Source organism: Poritiphilus flavus (assembly GCF_009901585.1).
Classification (GTDB): Bacteria; Bacteroidota; Bacteroidia; order Flavobacteriales; family Flavobacteriaceae; genus Poritiphilus; species Poritiphilus flavus.
In genome coordinates this window covers 130808-147843 of record NZ_WXYO01000004.1, presented here as the reverse complement: position 1 = coordinate 147843, position 17036 = coordinate 130808, and the positions used below count along the sequence as shown (strand labels likewise).

Genomic DNA, 17036 nt, shown 5'->3' with positions numbered 1-17036 from the left:
GTAAATTATGGGATCTTAAGGAATAATGCAAAACCCGAATAGCATAGATAACCGTATTGTAATGACCTTGGATGCCGGAGGGACCAATTTCATTTTTTCTGCAATTAAGGAGAATGAACCAATAATTGACCCCATTCGGTTTGAGCCACATGCCAATAAGCTCGAGAAATGTCTCAAAACCATCATAAAGGGCTTTGAAGTTGTCAAAGAAAAGCTGATTGAAGCACCTGCGGCCATAAGTTTCGCTTTTCCGGGGCCGGCTGATTATCCCAATGGCATTATAGGTAATCTACCTAATTTCCCTGCATTTTCAGGAGGTGTTGCACTTGGTCCAATGCTTGAACATCATTTCAAGATCCCGGTATTTATCAATAATGACGGCAATCTCTTTGCCTATGGGGAATCTAAAAAAGGATTTCTTCGAGAGCTTAACCAGGATCTGGAAAGGGCGAAAAGTCTCAAAAAATTTAAAAATCTAATTGGTATTACTTTAGGAACCGGTTTTGGTGTTGGCATAATAAATAATGGCCAACTTATTATAGGAGATAATTCAAATGGCGGGGAAGGATGGCCAATGCGCGATATTCTTAACACAAATAGTTATGTAGAAGAACATATAAGCAGAGAAGGTATAAGAAGAAGCTATGCCAATAAATCGGGACTGGATTTAAAAGAGGTAGGTTCTCCGGTAGATATTTATCTCATTGCAAAAGGAGCACAGGAAGGTAACAAACAAGCTGCGCTTGAAACATTTGAGGATTTTGGAACCGTTTTAGGAGAGGCGATTGCCAATTTAATCGCGATTGTGGATGGTATAGTAGTGTTTGGAGGAGGCATTTCTAAAGCCTTTGATCTTTTTTCACCTTCTATGTTCAAACAGTTGAGGTCTTCTTATATCCTACCGAACGGGAATGCTATAGATCGATTACCTCAACAAATTTTCAACCTTCAAGATCCGAATGAAAGAAACTCTTTTTTAAAAGGAGTTAAAAAGGAAATAGAGGTGCCCGGGGCTGATAAAAAATTGACCTACGAACCCTATTTTAAAATAGGTATTGGCGTATCAAAATACGATACGGCCCAGATGATCGCTATTGGAGCATATAATTTGGCCTTAAATAGGCTGTAATGTATAAACACCATCAGGACGACTCGGCAGAGCAATGGCAATCCTGGGGAGGTTTAAGTCCATGATTAAGCTTAAGTCTAAAGTGGATTGGAAAAATTATACGGGTCTAAATGTCATCCATACATTATTTTAAACCATTTATACGGCATCTCCATTGGTCGCTACAGTTTTGTAAAAGCCTCACTTTCCTAGTAGCTATTTTTGCAAAATTATATTGTATTTTAAGAAGTTATGCACCAGCTTTTTCCCTATCTCTTCGCTGCCCTGTTAAGCTTACCACTGCAGTTAGTGCAACCCCAGCGTCAAGAACAGGTGGACAGCTTGAGAATAGCGCTCTCGAAAGCTAAAAGTCCGGAAAAAGTTGCCAGCTTAAACTTAACTCTCTACAAGAAGTTAAGAAAACAGGATTCAGATTTAGCTCAGTTACACCTTGATAAAGCCCTTTCCCTTAGCAATGGTACATTGTCTGATTCCCTATATGGAAGAATACTTTTAGCTCAGGTTGAACAGCATTTGATTGCCAATAACTACGACAGTGTATTCCACTATGCAAATAAGGTTGAAGATTTACGGAAACACCTAGATCCCAAGTTATTGGTGGACCTCTATTCCATGGTAGGTACCGCACACTATTACAAGAGTGGTTATGCCGAAGCAATTTTAGCACATAGAAGAGCCGAAAAGATCAGCGATGCTAACAATCTAGAAGCAGGAAAAGCCAAGGTGTTTAACAACATTGGGATTACTTATATTAAAATGGAAAATTGGCCTGAGGCCAAAAAGTATATGACCAAATCCTTTGACTTGTGTGAAAAATACGGTATTAAAAGAGGGATGGCCTTTACACTGGGCAATCTGGGAATTATTAATAAAAATCAGCATGACTATTATGCTTCTATTGAAGCCTACGAAAAATCCAATGTTCTACTGACTGAGTTGCGGGATGAAAGGGGCCTGGCAAGAAATTACGACAACTTGGGTGTGCTGTACCAAGAACTGGGTAATTATAACAAGGCTTTTTATTATTACGACAAAAGCCTTTCTAAAGCTAATGAAATCAATGATGAATCAACCGCCACCAGCGCGTTGCATAATCTTGCTGGCCTTTACATGGCAAAGGGTGAGTTTGCGTCCGCTTTAGCCAATTTTAAAAAAAGTCTCGCAATTGCGGTAAAGTTAGACAACAAGGATGTTATAAGGGACAATCACTTGGGGTTGTCCCAATTATACGAACAAATAGGCAAACCTTCACTCGCACTGCTACATCAAAAATCATATACCCATTGGAAAGACAGTATTATCAACCAAGAACATTTAAAGAATATAAGTGAACTTGAAATTAAATACGAATCGGAGAAAAAGGAAAAGGAAATCTTATTTCTCTCTAAGCAGAAATTGATAGCCGATGACAAACTTTCCAAGCAAAGAACAAGAATTAAGCGACTGTCATATAGCATATTAGGTATTACACTAGCCCTTAGTGCCGGGATTCTGCTCATCATTCAATATCTAAAAAATCGAAAGCAAAAGGAATTAATAGAAACTATGGTAGAGGCTCAAATGTCTGAAAGAGCTCGAATCGCAAGAGACCTTCATGACAGTGTAGGGGGTTCCTTGGCCATGACCAAGAATGTACTACAGGAGATCGGTGAAAAACTAAGGGAAGAGCATCCAAGCATTCAGAAATCTATTCGAACTATTTCTGAAACCTCAGATCAAGTAAGGCAAATTTCGCATAACTTAATGCCTGGTGAATTGGTCAAATTTGGGTTGGTAACGGCGATAAACGCTACGTTAGAACATCTGCCAAAAACCTCACTTGCTACTCAGCTCTATACCTTTAATATGGAAGAACGCATTCATCCTACTAAGGAAATTCATTTGTTCAGAATTGTTCAGGAGGCCATTCAAAATGTAATCAAACATGCTCAGGCCAGTAAATTAGACATTTCACTTAACAAACATCGCAAATATCTTAGTCTAATGGTCGAGGACAATGGTGTAGGTATAGATATAGACAGCTTACAGGCCGGCATTGGCCTCGAAAATATAAAATCCAGGGTCTCACAGCTTAAAGGAACCTTCAATATAGATACCAACAAGGGCAGAGGTACCGCAATAAGCATTCAAATACCAATTTAATATGATCAGAATTGCAATAGCAGATGACCATACCGTGTTCAGAGAAGGGCTGGTATCCTTGTTATCGGAGGACAACAATGTTTCAATCGTAGCCCAAGCCAAAAATGGCAAAGAGGTTTTGGAAATTCTAGAAAATGAGTCTATAGATGTCCTCATTCTTGATATTGAAATGCCGGAAATGGATGGTTTTGATACGATTCGTGAAATAAGACAATTAGATATAGAAGTTAGAGTTTTAGTCCTTACCATGCATTCTTCACTGCAGTTCATCAAGAACATTTTAAAGGCTGGAGCTCATGGCTATCTTCCAAAGGACGTAGGAAAAACTACTTTACTCAATGCTCTTGATACCATTCATAGAACAGGACAATTCCATTCTCCCGAAACTGCGAAAATGATTATGGATGACTTAAGGGAAGACACACATACAACGGCGATATCCCCAAGAGAAAAAGAGGTCATTCAACTTATTGCGGATGGTTACACCACTCAGGAAATTGCTGAAAAATTGTATTTAAGCAGGCATACCATAGAATCTCATCGCAAGAACATCTTACTTAAATTGGGCCTAAAAAATTCCGCTGGCCTGGTAAAGTACGCTATCCGTAAAGGAATAGTCTACTGTTAAAATAATTAGTCCGACTACCTGTTTTCTGCCAATTCGCCTAATGGCCTTTTTGGGTGATCCCTCCTAATTTCGGTGCAATTAGTTTTGTAAAAACAAATTATGGGATCTTTCAAGAGAACACTCTGCATTTTCATGATGGGAATTACCCCCTTAATTCATGCACAAACCGAAAGCCAGGAGCATACCAATCTGGTTAAAACACTTTCAGACGCTTATCACAGAGCCGTCATGGAAGAGAACACCAAAGAGCTTATCAGGATGTTACATCCGGAGGTGGTGTTCCATCCCCCATCAGGAGAACCCTATTCTGGAAAGGATATTGTCGGTCAGTTAATCAAATCATTTTTGGAAAAGAATGACGTCACCTCCTGGGCCGTGACTATTGATAGCTATACCGATCTAGGGAATAGTTTGGTGGAATTTGGTCGTTTCGAAATGGTTGAAAACAAAGAAACCACCAGTAAGCGAAAGTACATCAATATTTGGGTCAGGAATAAGGAGAACTACAGGCTTTTCTACAGGGGATGGTCCTCTTTATAATGCCCTGAGATTTAATTTTGATCAGATCAATTGTTTTCCTAACTGCTTTCAGGTATGCTGATTTTTGCAGATTCCAGGTTAAAATTTAAGGTGTCCGCAAGCCTAATTTTGCACTATAATTATTAAGAACATGAAAAAAACTCTGTCCATATGGATGCTCATGATTTTGGGGATGTCCTTTTTTTTCTGCACCTCAACCCCAATAGTGGAAGTAGATCTACTAATAAAGGCAGGGACTTTGTTTGATGCTCAAAGTGGTGAAGTTGTTCATAATAAAGCCATTATTGTGGATCAAGGAAGAATTATAGCCATAGAAGATCTAAATAAAGATCTCAGTGGCTATAAAGCTCTAAGCAAAATTGATGCAACTGACAAATTTGTAATGCCCGCGCTTTTTGACACTCACAGTCATGTTACCGCATTTGTCGATACAATAGGAACAAAATACCGGGTGCCAACGATAAAAGTGTTTGCTGATGAACAACTCTCAAAATGGCATCTTAGGGCAATGCTCTATCAGGGTATAACCAATATAAGAGAGCTTGGCGGATTTCCGAAGATTGCGGTTAACTTAAAAAAACAGGAAAGAATTGGAGAAATTAAGTCTCCAAGAATCCTGGCCTGTAGCAAGCTAATGTCGGAGTCTCCTTTAATATTTCCGGAAATCGTGGAGCAAATCCATGATGTTGAGGATGCCAGAAACTATGTAAAAGAAATGAAGAAGCTTGGAGTTGATTATATAAAACTACTCTTCAATTTAAGACCTGAATTCAGTAAGGCCGCCATAGACGAAGCGCACAAACTGAACTTAAAGGTCGCAGGCCATATTAAGGCTACAACCTGGCGTGAAGCCATTGATATGAAGATTGACGCCCTTGTACACACACCTTATGGAAACGATCCCATGATGGACTTGTCCTCAAAACATGTGAGCAAGGTTTTAAATGAAATGGCCAAAAAAGGCATACCGAATGATCCTACTTTGGCTATGAGGTACGGATACTTTGAAGACCCTTTTTTTGAACAACGTACCCAACTAAAGGAAGTTTATGATTCAGCACCTCAAAAATTAAAGGCAATGTGGCAGATGCTCTCATCCTATAAGAGTATTACATTTAGTAAAAATCCGGCTATGGCCGAATATCACTTCAGTTACGTCCAAAAAGCTCATGATGCGGGAGTTGTACTATCCACAAGCTCCGATACCTGGACCTCATGGGCAGATTACGGCAATACTATTCACAATGAAATGTTTCTCCTTTCAAAAGCTGGTATCCCGAATAAAGATGTCTTAATGATAGCGACCAAGAATGGAGCCTATCAACTTCATATTCAAAATGATTATGGCACTGTTGAAAAAGGTAAGGTTGCTGACTTGTTGATCCTTAGAAAGAATCCTTTAACAGCTATGGAAAATACAAGGACAATCGATGCTGTAATCAAGAATGGCAAAATTGTGGATAGGAAAAAACTACTCAAACCATAGGTTTAACTAAATGGGGTTGCCGAACCAGCCCAGAGCATAAAAATTTCCCTACCTGTTTTCCGGTATTTAGGCTTTTGCCGATTTCCGGTTAAAAATTCTGCTTATCACGGTCCTAGTTTTGCACTATAAAATTTTAGAAATCATGAAAAATGTATTAGTCCTTTCAGTTTCAGTGTTATTGAGTGCATTGCTGTATTCTTGTGACAAAGACGGCGACAATTGTTACGAAATCGGTGATCATAGTGAATTAGCAATTGACCTCGATATTACTGAAGATCAAGTTCAGAAAACATTGGCAAAGTAATGCCATGGGATTTGAAATGAAATTCAAATTATTTAAAACTTTTTTTTAATCTATAATTACATCAAAATGAATACAATAAGATTAGGTGACATAGCACCAAATTTTACGGCTGAGACAACTCAGGGACCAATTAATTTTCACGATTGGCTTGGAGATAGTTGGGGAATGTTGGTTTCACATCCCGCAGACTTTACTCCGGTTTGTACCACAGAACTAGGAACCATGGCCAATTATTCAGAAGCATTTACGAATCGAAATGTCAAGACAGCCGCTATTAGCGTTGATCCACTCTCCTCGCATACTGAATGGATCAAAGACATTGAAGAAACTCAAAATGCCGTGGTGAATTTCCCTTTAATAGCTGATGCTGACCGTAAGGTCTCTGAACTTTATGGGATGATTCATCCCAATGATTCTGCTACTATGACGGTAAGATCGGTATTTATTATCGCACCTGATAAGAAAGTGAAACTGATTTTGACCTATCCGGCGTCAACCGGGAGGAATTTCGATGAGCTTTTGCGGGTAATCGATTCTTTGCAATTAACTCAATATGAGATGTTAGCCACTCCCGCCAACTGGAGAAAGGGGGAAGAATGCGTCATATTGCCATCGGTCAGCAATCAGGAAGCAGAAAGAATGTTTCCGAAGGGGTTCACTGAAGTTAAGCCTTATCTCCGATTAACACCACAGGTTTAATCGACAGGCTCTTATGCTGTACCAGGTCGTCTTCCGACGATAAATCGACCTAATTGGTTTAGGGGTTTAACAGGGCTAAAGATGTCTTCCGGGCACCTTTGGTCCTGTTATTTGATTATTCAGGATCAAGTGAGTAATTTGAGAGTAATCTTGAGGAAGTTAAAGTCTAACTGAATAAAGTAAGAGGTATGCCAAAACAATGGCTAATTGAGCTTCCGACCTTTTACAACAGTAGATGAAACAATTTCTAAAATAGTCTCGAGTAATAACTAAAGGGCATTTTCCACAAAAAAATTTCCATTATCTACAATTCCGGGTCATTAAAATTGCTTAAAACCCCTAGTTTTTTTAAGGTTTTTATGCAATCAATTGTCTGTCGTTTATCTTAAATTTCTAAACAAATATCTCCCCAAAAATATTTACCTGTTTTTGTTTTTGTGTCTCAATGCTTTGGAATACAAGCTATACTTATCGCTGTTTTAATTCTTAATAAGCAAGTAAACCAATTATGGGTAAAGACAAAACGACTGAAAGGGATTGGTTTATTGACCAAATTGAAGATAAGATGGTCAAAAATTACCTAACACTTTTTATTGAATACGTCGATGAAAAAATTACTTGGTACAAGAGGCATCGCAAAATAAAAGGAGTCTTATCTAATGTTTTGGTTTCAGTTGCGGTGGTTTCCTTTTCTATGAGTTTAATTCTAATTGTGCTGAAAAGTCCTAATGATGATATAAGCATTTTTGGAAAATGTTTCAATGTTTATTCCTCTGGATATGTTTGTTTAATGATTGCGAGTACAGTTCTCCTGATAGATCGGCTGTTTGGTCATTCATCTGGTTGGATAAGATATATGATGGCTCAGTTAGAAATTGAGAATTCCATTAGTGAATATCATGCCCAGTGGCTTAATTCTATATCCAAAGCGAATCTTGGACAGCTAACCAGTGAGGATAAGGTTAGTCTAATTACACTACTCAGCAACTTTGATAACACAATAAAATCAATTGTAATAAAAGAGACTTTAGAATGGAAAACAAACTTCACAGTGCAATTAGAGAAATTCCGAAGTAACGTAGATGCCAATTTAAGAAAAGCTAAGACCAACTTAGAAAAATACCAATCTGAGCTAAAAGAAAAACTTAAAAAGGATTTAGAAGACGAAAAAGCTTCATTGGAAAAAGGGAATCTCATTTTACAAATTAGTAGACCCGAAAAATCAATAGTCGAAATCACCGTAAGCGGGGAAGATCTAGAGAAGCCGATTGTTAAGAAGGTAGAAGAGCATCAACTTTCAACCAGTTTTTTAAAGCTTAGGCAAGGAGTTTATCAATTCCATTTTAATCTTATTAAAGAGAGTAAAACAGTTGCGATTTCTGAAAAAATCCTTACGGTTAATCCGAACAAAACAACTGAAGAAAAGATTTCTCTTAAAGCCCCTTAATAGAATAAACTATAAACAAGTATTGTTACATGCCAGGTTTTACTTGGATATCCAAAAATACCCTTAATTGGGTGTTCTATTAATTAACTGTAAGACATATCATTTGAAACATCGATAATCATTAAAACAGTCTTATGAATCAAAAAATAGTCCTCTCTATGACCCAAAATGAACTACAAGAATTCAGCACACTTGTAGAAAGCAGTGAAATCAAAGATTTGAAAGAACTAGTAAAACTTGTGGTTTCTAAAGATGACCCTGACACTTTTATTAAACGAAAAGTATATGAAGCTCTTTCAGACCTTAGCGGATTCGACATTGATGATATTAATGATGATCAAGAACTAAAAAGTGATTTAGGCCTTACCAACTATCACAAAAAATCATTGAAAAGGTATTTTCAAAGAATTGTAAATGATTTAGATTCTGATAAGATTATTACGGTAGCGGAATGTGAAAAATTAGATAAAGTTTCAGATTGTATAAAATTGGTAAAGTCTAAACTATGAAATATCCAATCTTAGTATTTACTGTTTTGTTTGTTCTTGGTACAATGAATGGGCAGGATTCAATTAAGAAGGTAGGGCAAGATTCGGATCAAGATGATAGTTTTTTTAATCGAATTACTCTAAGAAAGTCTTTCCAAAGCAAAAATGACAAAGCTGAACCGGCAGTTGTAACATATTCAAATGCTGAGAACAAAGAAGAATCATGGATATTGAATGCAGCTGTTGGGGTGAGTATTTTGAATAATATAGAAGAAGGTTTAACTCTTTCTCCTTATCTGGAATACCATCGAAACACCCTTGTCGATAAAGAGCAGGACAATTTTCAGACTGGATTAGCAACTGAGTGGCAGCTTAGAGATATGTCAAGGAAAAAATGGACTCCTATTTTGATTGCATCCTTGAAATATAATGAGGACAACACTAAGGATATTTCTTCTTTTCAAGGAAATTATTATTTCACTCCCCTTTTTAAAGGTAAAGCCAAAAATCCCGAATTCTTTTACATACCAAATAATATTTCTGATTTTGGTAAATTATTTCAATTTGTTTATTCCCCTTATTTAGGACTAGAAAATGAAAATAGGTTTTCGACTGAAATGATTACCGATGAAGGAGATATCTATCGTACATATTTTCGAATAACTGCAAACTTTTCACTTTTCCCCGGACTAAAAAAGCTTGAAAAAAAATTTGAGTTCAGTATAGATTGGCAGTACCGATATAATATTGAAGAGAATGTGGAGGGCCTTGATAAATCTGATCACAATTATTTCAGTGCAAGTTTTAATTATATCCTATTCACAGCTCAAGAAGGAAAAAGATCAGCCAAAGTCGGTGTCGATTATGTAAATGGTGATGACCCATCAAGGAACTTTGAAGAACAGTCCTTTTTTGCGGTGAGTTTAAAAATAAATTTATAAATCAGGGACTGGCCCATAGTTAAGATGAAAAGAGTTTTAAACAACACCTGGGATAAAATTGTGGATTGGTTTTTAAGAAGAAAAAACTTAAACCACATACTTTATGTCCTATCAGCATTTCTAATTAAGGAATTGGCTGCAATAAGCGCTGGAAGTGATATCAAAAATTTTGCGGAAAACTTCAAAGGGAATTATCCTGATTCCGCTTTAATAGAAGTTTTTGCCGATTTAGTAATTGTATTTTTTTCGTCTGGTAGTCAACCAGTACTGATAATAACGTTAGCAACAATTATATTGATCCTTTACGTGCGGTTTTTTGACGACTCGAATCTAAGCCCTGTTCTGAAGGCATTGGGTTTTTTAGGGTTATCAGCCGTAGTACTGTTGACAATTATAAACTTAGACTTTAATAGTGTAAAAGTTGATATAATTAAATATCAACGAGTTCTAAAGGAGGTGCAAAGAAATATTGCTAATGAAACACCAACTGTCATAAAGACCAACTCATATTTAGATCATATAAAAAAATCAAATTCAGATTTCACTTCCTTTCTTAAGGAATTTAATGACTCCTTGACCAAAAACCCCAACTACACAGGTGTGGCATATGTAACTGCACCAGCAGGATTTGGAAAATCATATTTTACCAAAAAATGGATAGAACAGGAACTTAAGGACAAAAAGGTTGGAAAAATTAAAGTTCGTGAAGATTTTGTATGCGGGGAACAAGAATCAAGATGTTTTGCAGATTCTCTTGGATATATTGTAACTAAACAACCTGATTTAATATCAGAATCCAAAAACGGGGAATCAAAATCTTTGGGCCATCTGTATAAGTACACTTTTAGCTTAGACTCTATATTACATCAATATAAATTTGAAAACAATACCGATGTTATAATGGTTGATGATTTAGATGAAGTGTCAGATTCAACCATGAATAAATATTTAAAAGACTTTGAAAATATTATCGAAAAGGGAACTTATCCAGATTTAAACTTAATTGTATTCTTGTCACGCCCTGAAGCATTAGTTAATTATCTATCTAATACGTACAGAAAAAATCCAAAGGTTGACAAAATTTATGGTTTAGAACAGAAAACACTCCAAAAACCGATTTTCTCAACACGTGAACAAATTCTAGACAGAATTAATGATTGGGCAAATTGGTACCAAAAAGAAAAGTTGGGACGTTTAATTGATGATACCGAACGGAATCATATTCTTACACAAGTCTTTAACTTATACAATAAGTATGATTTCATCAAACTTCAGTTACAAATTCAATCAAACAGCGATTTTCTGTTCCGTGGAACCATAAAGAACAGAATCAATCAAAATACCGAAGAAAATGAAATCAAAACAATTCTGTTTAACACAATGGTTGGCAGAAATTCTGATACGCATTTAAGGCCAATGTTAGATTCTAACGAAGGCGTGATTTATATGGAATTTCTGAAAGAGGTTGTCTTAAACGAAATAAACATAAAAGAAATTTCCGAAAATGAGGGTTGGTTTATAGTAAACAATAATGAAAAGGTAAGTATTGACCTGGATGGAGCTACTTATACCACAACTGTTAAATCATTACTAAACAGAAGCGGTTTAATAACAATTGACCCAATTGATAGTAAGCTTTCGAAATACCGATTTGAACCGTTTTGGATTCATGAATATCTTTTGAACAAGACAAAAAAAGACTCACCTTAACAAGCTTCTTAAACCAAATAAAAGGGCATTTAAAAAGCGTTTCTTGTTTATAGGATTGACAAATTCTCAATCAATTTTCCCTACTAAAGAATAAGAAAAGGCAATAATTGAGTTGATGTCAAAAGATTCAAAACCGGAGGTGATTGGATAGAGGTAGAAGTCTAGAGACATTTTACTTAATAAATATAACTTGAGAGAAAACCAGAGTAAATCTATTAAGTTGTTAGTTGATAAAAAAGAACAATAGACTTCTACGATGAAATCAAAAAACTAAATCTGAACAGACTAAGCATTGAGTCTTTGTGCCTAACGGATTTAAGGCTTTTATACCTAATAATAGTCATAATTTACAATTTAAATGAATTTTATTAATACAAAACGGTGTTATTCGCCCGCTTTAGGAGCAGGAGGTCGTAGGTTCGACCCCTTTCAGAACCACGCGAACAAAGCGAACGTAATCCTGCGAAAGTTTAAGTATAAGTACAAGTTCAAAGTGCAAGGCGGTTTAGGATAGGTAGGAATTGTGCATCATTCTGATTGGAATGCCTATTATAACAGGAATGGGTTAATCACTATCTTTAAGAGATACTTAATCCAATCAAAATGACAGACCGTAGAAAATTCATCCAAAATGCCTCAGCTTTGGGTATGGCCACAGTCCTTGGAGCCTGCGACTCTCCCAAACCTAAAGAAGAGCCAAAACCCAAAAAACAAAGCAATATCAGAAGAAACCCAATCGGGGTATCTACCTATTCCTTTTGGCAGTTTAACGGCCCAAAGGAAGACGTACCCATCGAAATGTGTATAGATAAGGCAGCAGCTATGGGTTTTGATGGCATAGAACTTTTGTTGGTACAGATGACTTCTGAAGAGAACAGCTATTTGCAAAACCTCAAAAAGCGAGCCTACCACGCAGGATTAGACCTGATGGGTTTCAGCACACACCAGGGCTATGTTTATCCTGAAAAAGAAAAACGCGACGAGAACATTGCTAAAACGATCAGGCAGATAGAACTAGCCTACGCCCTGGGTATACCCACAATGCGATTGAATACCGGGCGCTGGGGAACCTCAAAGAATTTTGACGATCTTATGGCCAATAAGGGTATTGAACCAACCTTAGAGGGTTATACGGATGAAGATGGCTTTGAATGGGTGATCGATTCCATTGCAGCATGCATGCCAACTGCGGAAAAGTGTGGAGTGGTCCTGGGCTTAGAAAATCATTGGGGGCTCGGACGTACGGCTGAAGGCGTAAAGAGGATTGTTGACGCTATTGACAGTCCATGGTTGCAAATGACTTTGGATACGGGCAACTTTTTAGACAACCGTGAGGCACAGATGAAGCTTATGGCTCCCCAAACATTCCTCGTTCAAGCCAAAACCTATTATGGTGGTGGTAAATGGTATTCACTGGACATAGATTATCCCGCAATAGGTCAAATGATGCGGGATGTAGGATACAAGGGATGGATTTCGCTGGAGTTTGAAGGTGTTGAATCGCCAGATACGGCTGTTCCCAAGAGTTTGGAAGTTTTGAGGGATGCTTTTTATTATGAAATTTAGCTGTGATTAACACCTGATGTGGTTATAAATTTTAAATGTTAAATGTTAGGTTGACTAGTTATAAAACTTAACACTTAACACTTAACACTTAACATCCAACCCCCATTTTCTTATGCTACCGCGAGATTGTATCTCGTGGTTATTGAATTTTCTTCATTTCAACACCAGGTTTTTTGAACCACCAGTCTAAGACTGGCGGTAGCGGGGCCTAATTGAGTTATGAGTGTGGGATGGTAAAACCTTAAAGTCAGGATGGCACGGATTGCACTTGTCTGTCTCTAATGGAAATCAGCGCTAACTAGTGGCACGAGCGTGACGCTCGCGCCAGCGGGGGCTTAACAGCTGATGTGGTTATAAATGTTAAATGTTAAATGTTAGGTGGACTAGTTATAAAACTTAACACTTAGCACTTAAAACTTAACATCCAACACTCAACCGGTAGACTGAAAAGTTTAAGTTAAAAATCAGGTTCAAAGTGAATTTTCAGCCATGAAAAAAATTCATGGAATAGTACAAGGCCCTTTCATAGTTATTTGGTACCCGCTTTAAATTTACATGAGAACCAATTACCGCGTTATTCCAATGTGCGAATTTTGGGCCTTTTAATATCTTGTAAAGCAATCTTGGGTCCAGGGAATAGGAAACATAGCATTCATTTTCTGGAATACGATCTACCAATTGCATGGGCTGGCCATTCATTGGGATCTTTGCAAAAGAATCCCCTTCTAAAGTAATGTATACGTTAGTGGCACTACTGAAATTTATTTCCTCCCGCTTTTTGTTCATTCGCTCAAAAGCAGCTGGCAACAGATCCACCAGTTCATCCATTTTAGGGATTTCTTCCAGCTCATAGTCGAGCTTTTTATGTGCCAGCACATCATTGATATACTCCTCTTTTGCTTTCAAATCGACTGGGATATAAGGGTTTGATGACTTACCGCATTCCAAATCGAAATAGTCATAGGTATTTAAAAGTATTCCCTGGGACTGGTCCTGATTTATCTGCTCTGATTTATTGAAATATTCAATAGCCTCTTCCGTTTCCGGTACCCCTCTTTTATGCTGAAGAGATGCCAGTTTACCCGCCAGGGTATAGGTGCCGGCAAAAGGCATATAGTATTTTGGTTTTACCTGTTTAATATAATTTATACCCTGTTGAAGGAATTGCTTCTTTTTCTTATTTTCCGCAATGATCCTTTCATTTTCTTCAAGGTCAAAACATTGAGGATATGGGCCTGCACCGCCATATCCAACCAGTAAGAAATCTATTTGCTTGTGCTTTTTTAATACTTCATTTACCGCGACGTGCGCTAGATCATACGGACAATCATTTAGGTTTAAAACGGTATAATTTTCATCGTCAATTAAGGCCAGGGAATCAATTTGGGTAAACTTGAATTTTGTCTCAATAAAGCCACATCCCATGAATTTAGCACAGAGTTCCGGATTGCAGTTGTCTGCAGCGAGGATTTTAATACCTACCCCGTTCTTAAGGGATACCCTTTCATTATGAGGTAACTCTATCGCCTTAAAACCCAGCCGCTCAATATTCGCTTTTAAAAAAGTGGTGGTGTACGTATGAATGAGTACCGGAATCTCCTTCGGAAGTAATTTTAAGGTTTTGGTGCTGAAATGATCTGGATGTATATGGCTGACATATATGAAATCAATATCCGCAAAGTACTCCTCATTAAGTTCAAGAGGTGGGTAATGACACCAGGATCCATAGTATTCTCCATCTACCAGCCACGGATCACATAAGATCTTAACACCCTTAGATTCTATTACAACACAAGCGGATTTAATATAATGTATTTTCATTTTCTTGTTTACCCAATTACCGTTTTACCTAAATTTTGCAGAAATGAATACCAGCCTGAGAGGCTTTCAATCCCCTGCAGCCGGTCAATTCAGATGGTTTCTGCTTATAAACTTGGGTAAATCCCGGGACCTAAAAAATTGAGCAGTAATAAGTGGACATTTGAAGCTATAAGTGGAGAAAATTTGAGCTATACAGCTCGGTGGGAGTAATCATATTCCGTCTGATATAATGATTTCACCTTTTTGTTTTCAGAAGTAGTCCTTATGGTTATTCACTATGCATAGTGGAGTTCCAATCCGATTCCCTAGGGTTATGGATTTTAAATGTTAAATGTTAGGTTGACTAGTTATAAAACTTAGCATCCAACAATCATCTCGCCTAGATGAACCTAAAGCCCAAGGTGGTTATAGATTTTAGGTGTTAAGCGTTAGGTTGACATTTATTGGAAAACTTAGCCCTTAAAACTTAACATCCAACATTCATTTTCTTATGCTACCGCGAGATTGTATCGCGTGGTTATTCCAAACTTACATAAAACAAAACCACAACGTTGCTGCCGTGGTTATTGAATATTCTTCATTACAACACCAGGTTTTTTGAACCACCAGTCTAAGACTGGCGGTAGCGGGTGTTATAAATTTTAGGTGTTAAGCGTTAGGTTGATATTTATTGGAAAACTTAGCACTTAAACTTAACATCTAACATTCATTTTCTTAAGCTACCGCGAGATTGTATCTCGTGGTTATTCCAAACTTACATAAAACAAAACCACAACTTTGCTGCCGTGGTTATTGAATATTCTTCATTACAACACCAGGTTTTTTGAACCACCAGTCTAAGACTGGCGGTAGCGGGGGAAAATGAAAGGACAGTTATAAGGATTATGCATGTGCTAAATACTAGTATGGGTAGCACGCGGAGTAGGTTTAAACTGTTTATTATAAGATCTGAAGAAGCTCATTAGAGAAAAGTTTCAACATGGCATACCCGAAGTAAACCAGGACCAAAACAAGGCCTTCGCTTTTCTGAAGCCCCTTTTTCCTTCTAAGGAATCCTATAAATACGAGACTTGCGATCAACAAAAAGGGGAGGTCAAACCACAAAAAAATGTTGTTCACCTCAATTGGGGAAATAAGTGAGCCTATGCCTAACGGAATGAGCAAATCAAATATATTGCTGCCTACCACATTTCCAATAGACAGCCCTGGTTTGTGTTTCGTAATGGCATTTATGGAGATGGCCAATTCCGGCAGGCTTGTTCCCAAACCAATTAACACCGCGCCAATTACCGATTGGTGAAGGTTCCAGGTTTTGGCCAAATGCAGTGCATTTTCAATGGTGTATTCAGAACTCAGAATAACAATAAATAGTCCGGCCAATAAAGTGAACCCTTGTAACAGTAATGGTTTTGATTTCTTTTTTTCTTTTGCTTCTTGATTTCCAGCGGACTTTTTTTCGCGCTGTAATAATGTGAAAATGTAAATTAAAAAAGCAATAACGAGGATCGCCCCATCGTTCCAACTGATCAAATTGTCGAAGGCTACCAGAGATAATAGGATGATGGACCCCATAAGCTCAATGGCAAAGTAGCGTACCTGCACCTTACCAACAGTCATAAAGTGAAAAAGTGATACCGTGCCGATAATCAGGGTGATCTGGCAAATAGAACTGCCCAGGGCATTCCCCATGATCACATTTGAAACGTCTACTCCTTTAGCACTGTGTATGGATCCGTCTATGGCCAATACCAGTTCCGGCAGGTCCGTTCCAAATGCCAAAATCGTCAGTCCGATGAACAATTCGGATACGTGGTATCCCTTGGCAATTTTAATGGCAGATCTTACCGTGAACTCAGTACCTATCCATAATCCCAAAATGCCGATAAGAAGAAGGAAAATGGAATCCATAGGCTCTGTTTTTAATCAAAGGCGGTGCGGGTATCAGTAAATGAGGGTGAGCTGACATCCCCACAAAACTAGCCCAGAGCGAAAACCTCAGAAATGATTTGAGTCAGGAGTGTATTTTAATTCTGTTGTTCACACCCAGGGGCTGTTCCAAAATTATGGTCATAATGATCTGCATCATTTCCAAAAAATGTCCTGGTTTCTACTTTAGCGATGCAAAAAAGTTTAAC

At 37.6% G+C, this 17036-nt stretch carries 14 protein-coding genes; 12 read left to right on the top strand and 2 right to left on the bottom strand.

What is annotated here, in order from left to right; translation table 11 throughout:
- Positions 1 to 25 precede the first annotated feature (25 nt).
- From GTQ38_RS09775 to GTQ38_RS09720, 12 genes are all read left to right on the top strand, one after another.
- Positions 26 to 1129: an ROK family protein gene (locus GTQ38_RS09775; protein ID WP_161435331.1), complete on the top strand. Its 1104-nt coding sequence runs from the start codon at positions 26 to 28 to the stop codon at positions 1127 to 1129.
- Positions 1130 to 1360: 231 nt separating this feature from the next.
- A complete protein-coding gene (locus GTQ38_RS09770) occupies positions 1361 to 3271 on the top strand; it encodes an ATP-binding protein (protein ID WP_161435330.1) in 1911 nt (636 codons plus the stop codon).
- Between the two features lies 1 nt (position 3272).
- Positions 3273 to 3899, top strand: a complete 627-nt coding sequence (locus tag GTQ38_RS09765; protein ID WP_161435329.1) for a response regulator transcription factor — start codon at positions 3273 to 3275, stop codon at positions 3897 to 3899.
- A 99-nt stretch (positions 3900 to 3998) separates the two neighbouring features.
- Positions 3999 to 4439 (top strand): nuclear transport factor 2 family protein, encoded by a 441-nt coding sequence (locus GTQ38_RS09760; RefSeq protein WP_161435328.1) that lies wholly within the window; start codon positions 3999 to 4001, stop codon positions 4437 to 4439.
- Between the two features lie 130 nt (positions 4440 to 4569).
- Positions 4570 to 5925, top strand: coding sequence for an amidohydrolase family protein (locus GTQ38_RS09755; protein ID WP_161435327.1), 1356 nt, complete (start codon positions 4570 to 4572; stop codon positions 5923 to 5925).
- Between the two features lie 142 nt (positions 5926 to 6067).
- Complete coding sequence (locus tag GTQ38_RS09750) at positions 6068 to 6229, top strand: hypothetical protein (protein ID WP_161435326.1); 162 nt, start codon at positions 6068 to 6070, stop codon at positions 6227 to 6229.
- Positions 6230 to 6295: 66 nt separating this feature from the next.
- On the top strand, positions 6296 to 6928 hold the full coding sequence (locus tag GTQ38_RS09745) for a peroxiredoxin (protein ID WP_161435325.1): 633 nt from the start codon (positions 6296 to 6298) through the stop codon (positions 6926 to 6928).
- Between the two features lie 508 nt (positions 6929 to 7436).
- On the top strand, positions 7437 to 8375 hold the full coding sequence (locus GTQ38_RS09740; RefSeq protein WP_161435324.1) for an SLATT domain-containing protein: 939 nt from the start codon (positions 7437 to 7439) through the stop codon (positions 8373 to 8375).
- A 134-nt stretch (positions 8376 to 8509) separates the two neighbouring features.
- On the top strand, positions 8510 to 8884 hold the full coding sequence (locus GTQ38_RS09735; RefSeq protein ID WP_161435323.1) for a hypothetical protein: 375 nt from the start codon (positions 8510 to 8512) through the stop codon (positions 8882 to 8884).
- Positions 8881 to 9804, top strand: coding sequence for a hypothetical protein (locus tag GTQ38_RS09730; RefSeq protein WP_161435322.1), 924 nt, complete (start codon positions 8881 to 8883; stop codon positions 9802 to 9804). The genes GTQ38_RS09735 and GTQ38_RS09730 overlap by 4 nt, the downstream gene beginning before the upstream one ends.
- Before the next feature lie 24 nt (positions 9805 to 9828).
- The gene (locus GTQ38_RS09725) at positions 9829 to 11514 is read left to right on the top strand and encodes a hypothetical protein (protein ID WP_161435321.1); all 1686 of its coding nucleotides are present in this window, start codon (positions 9829 to 9831) and stop codon (positions 11512 to 11514) included.
- Between the two features lie 603 nt (positions 11515 to 12117).
- Entirely contained in the window at positions 12118 to 13080 is a 963-nt protein-coding gene (locus tag GTQ38_RS09720) for a sugar phosphate isomerase/epimerase family protein (RefSeq protein ID WP_161435320.1), read from the top strand.
- A 483-nt stretch (positions 13081 to 13563) separates the two neighbouring features.
- Here GTQ38_RS09720 and GTQ38_RS09715 read toward each other — a convergent pair whose 3' ends face one another.
- Together GTQ38_RS09715 and GTQ38_RS09710 are read right to left on the bottom strand one after the other, a co-directional pair.
- Positions 13564 to 14901 (bottom strand): MBL fold metallo-hydrolase, encoded by a 1338-nt coding sequence (locus tag GTQ38_RS09715; RefSeq protein ID WP_161435319.1) that lies wholly within the window; start codon positions 14899 to 14901, stop codon positions 13564 to 13566.
- Positions 14902 to 15840: 939 nt separating this feature from the next.
- Positions 15841 to 16809 (bottom strand): calcium/sodium antiporter, encoded by a 969-nt coding sequence (locus GTQ38_RS09710; protein ID WP_161435318.1) that lies wholly within the window; start codon positions 16807 to 16809, stop codon positions 15841 to 15843.
- Positions 16810 to 17036: the final 227 nt, after the last annotated feature.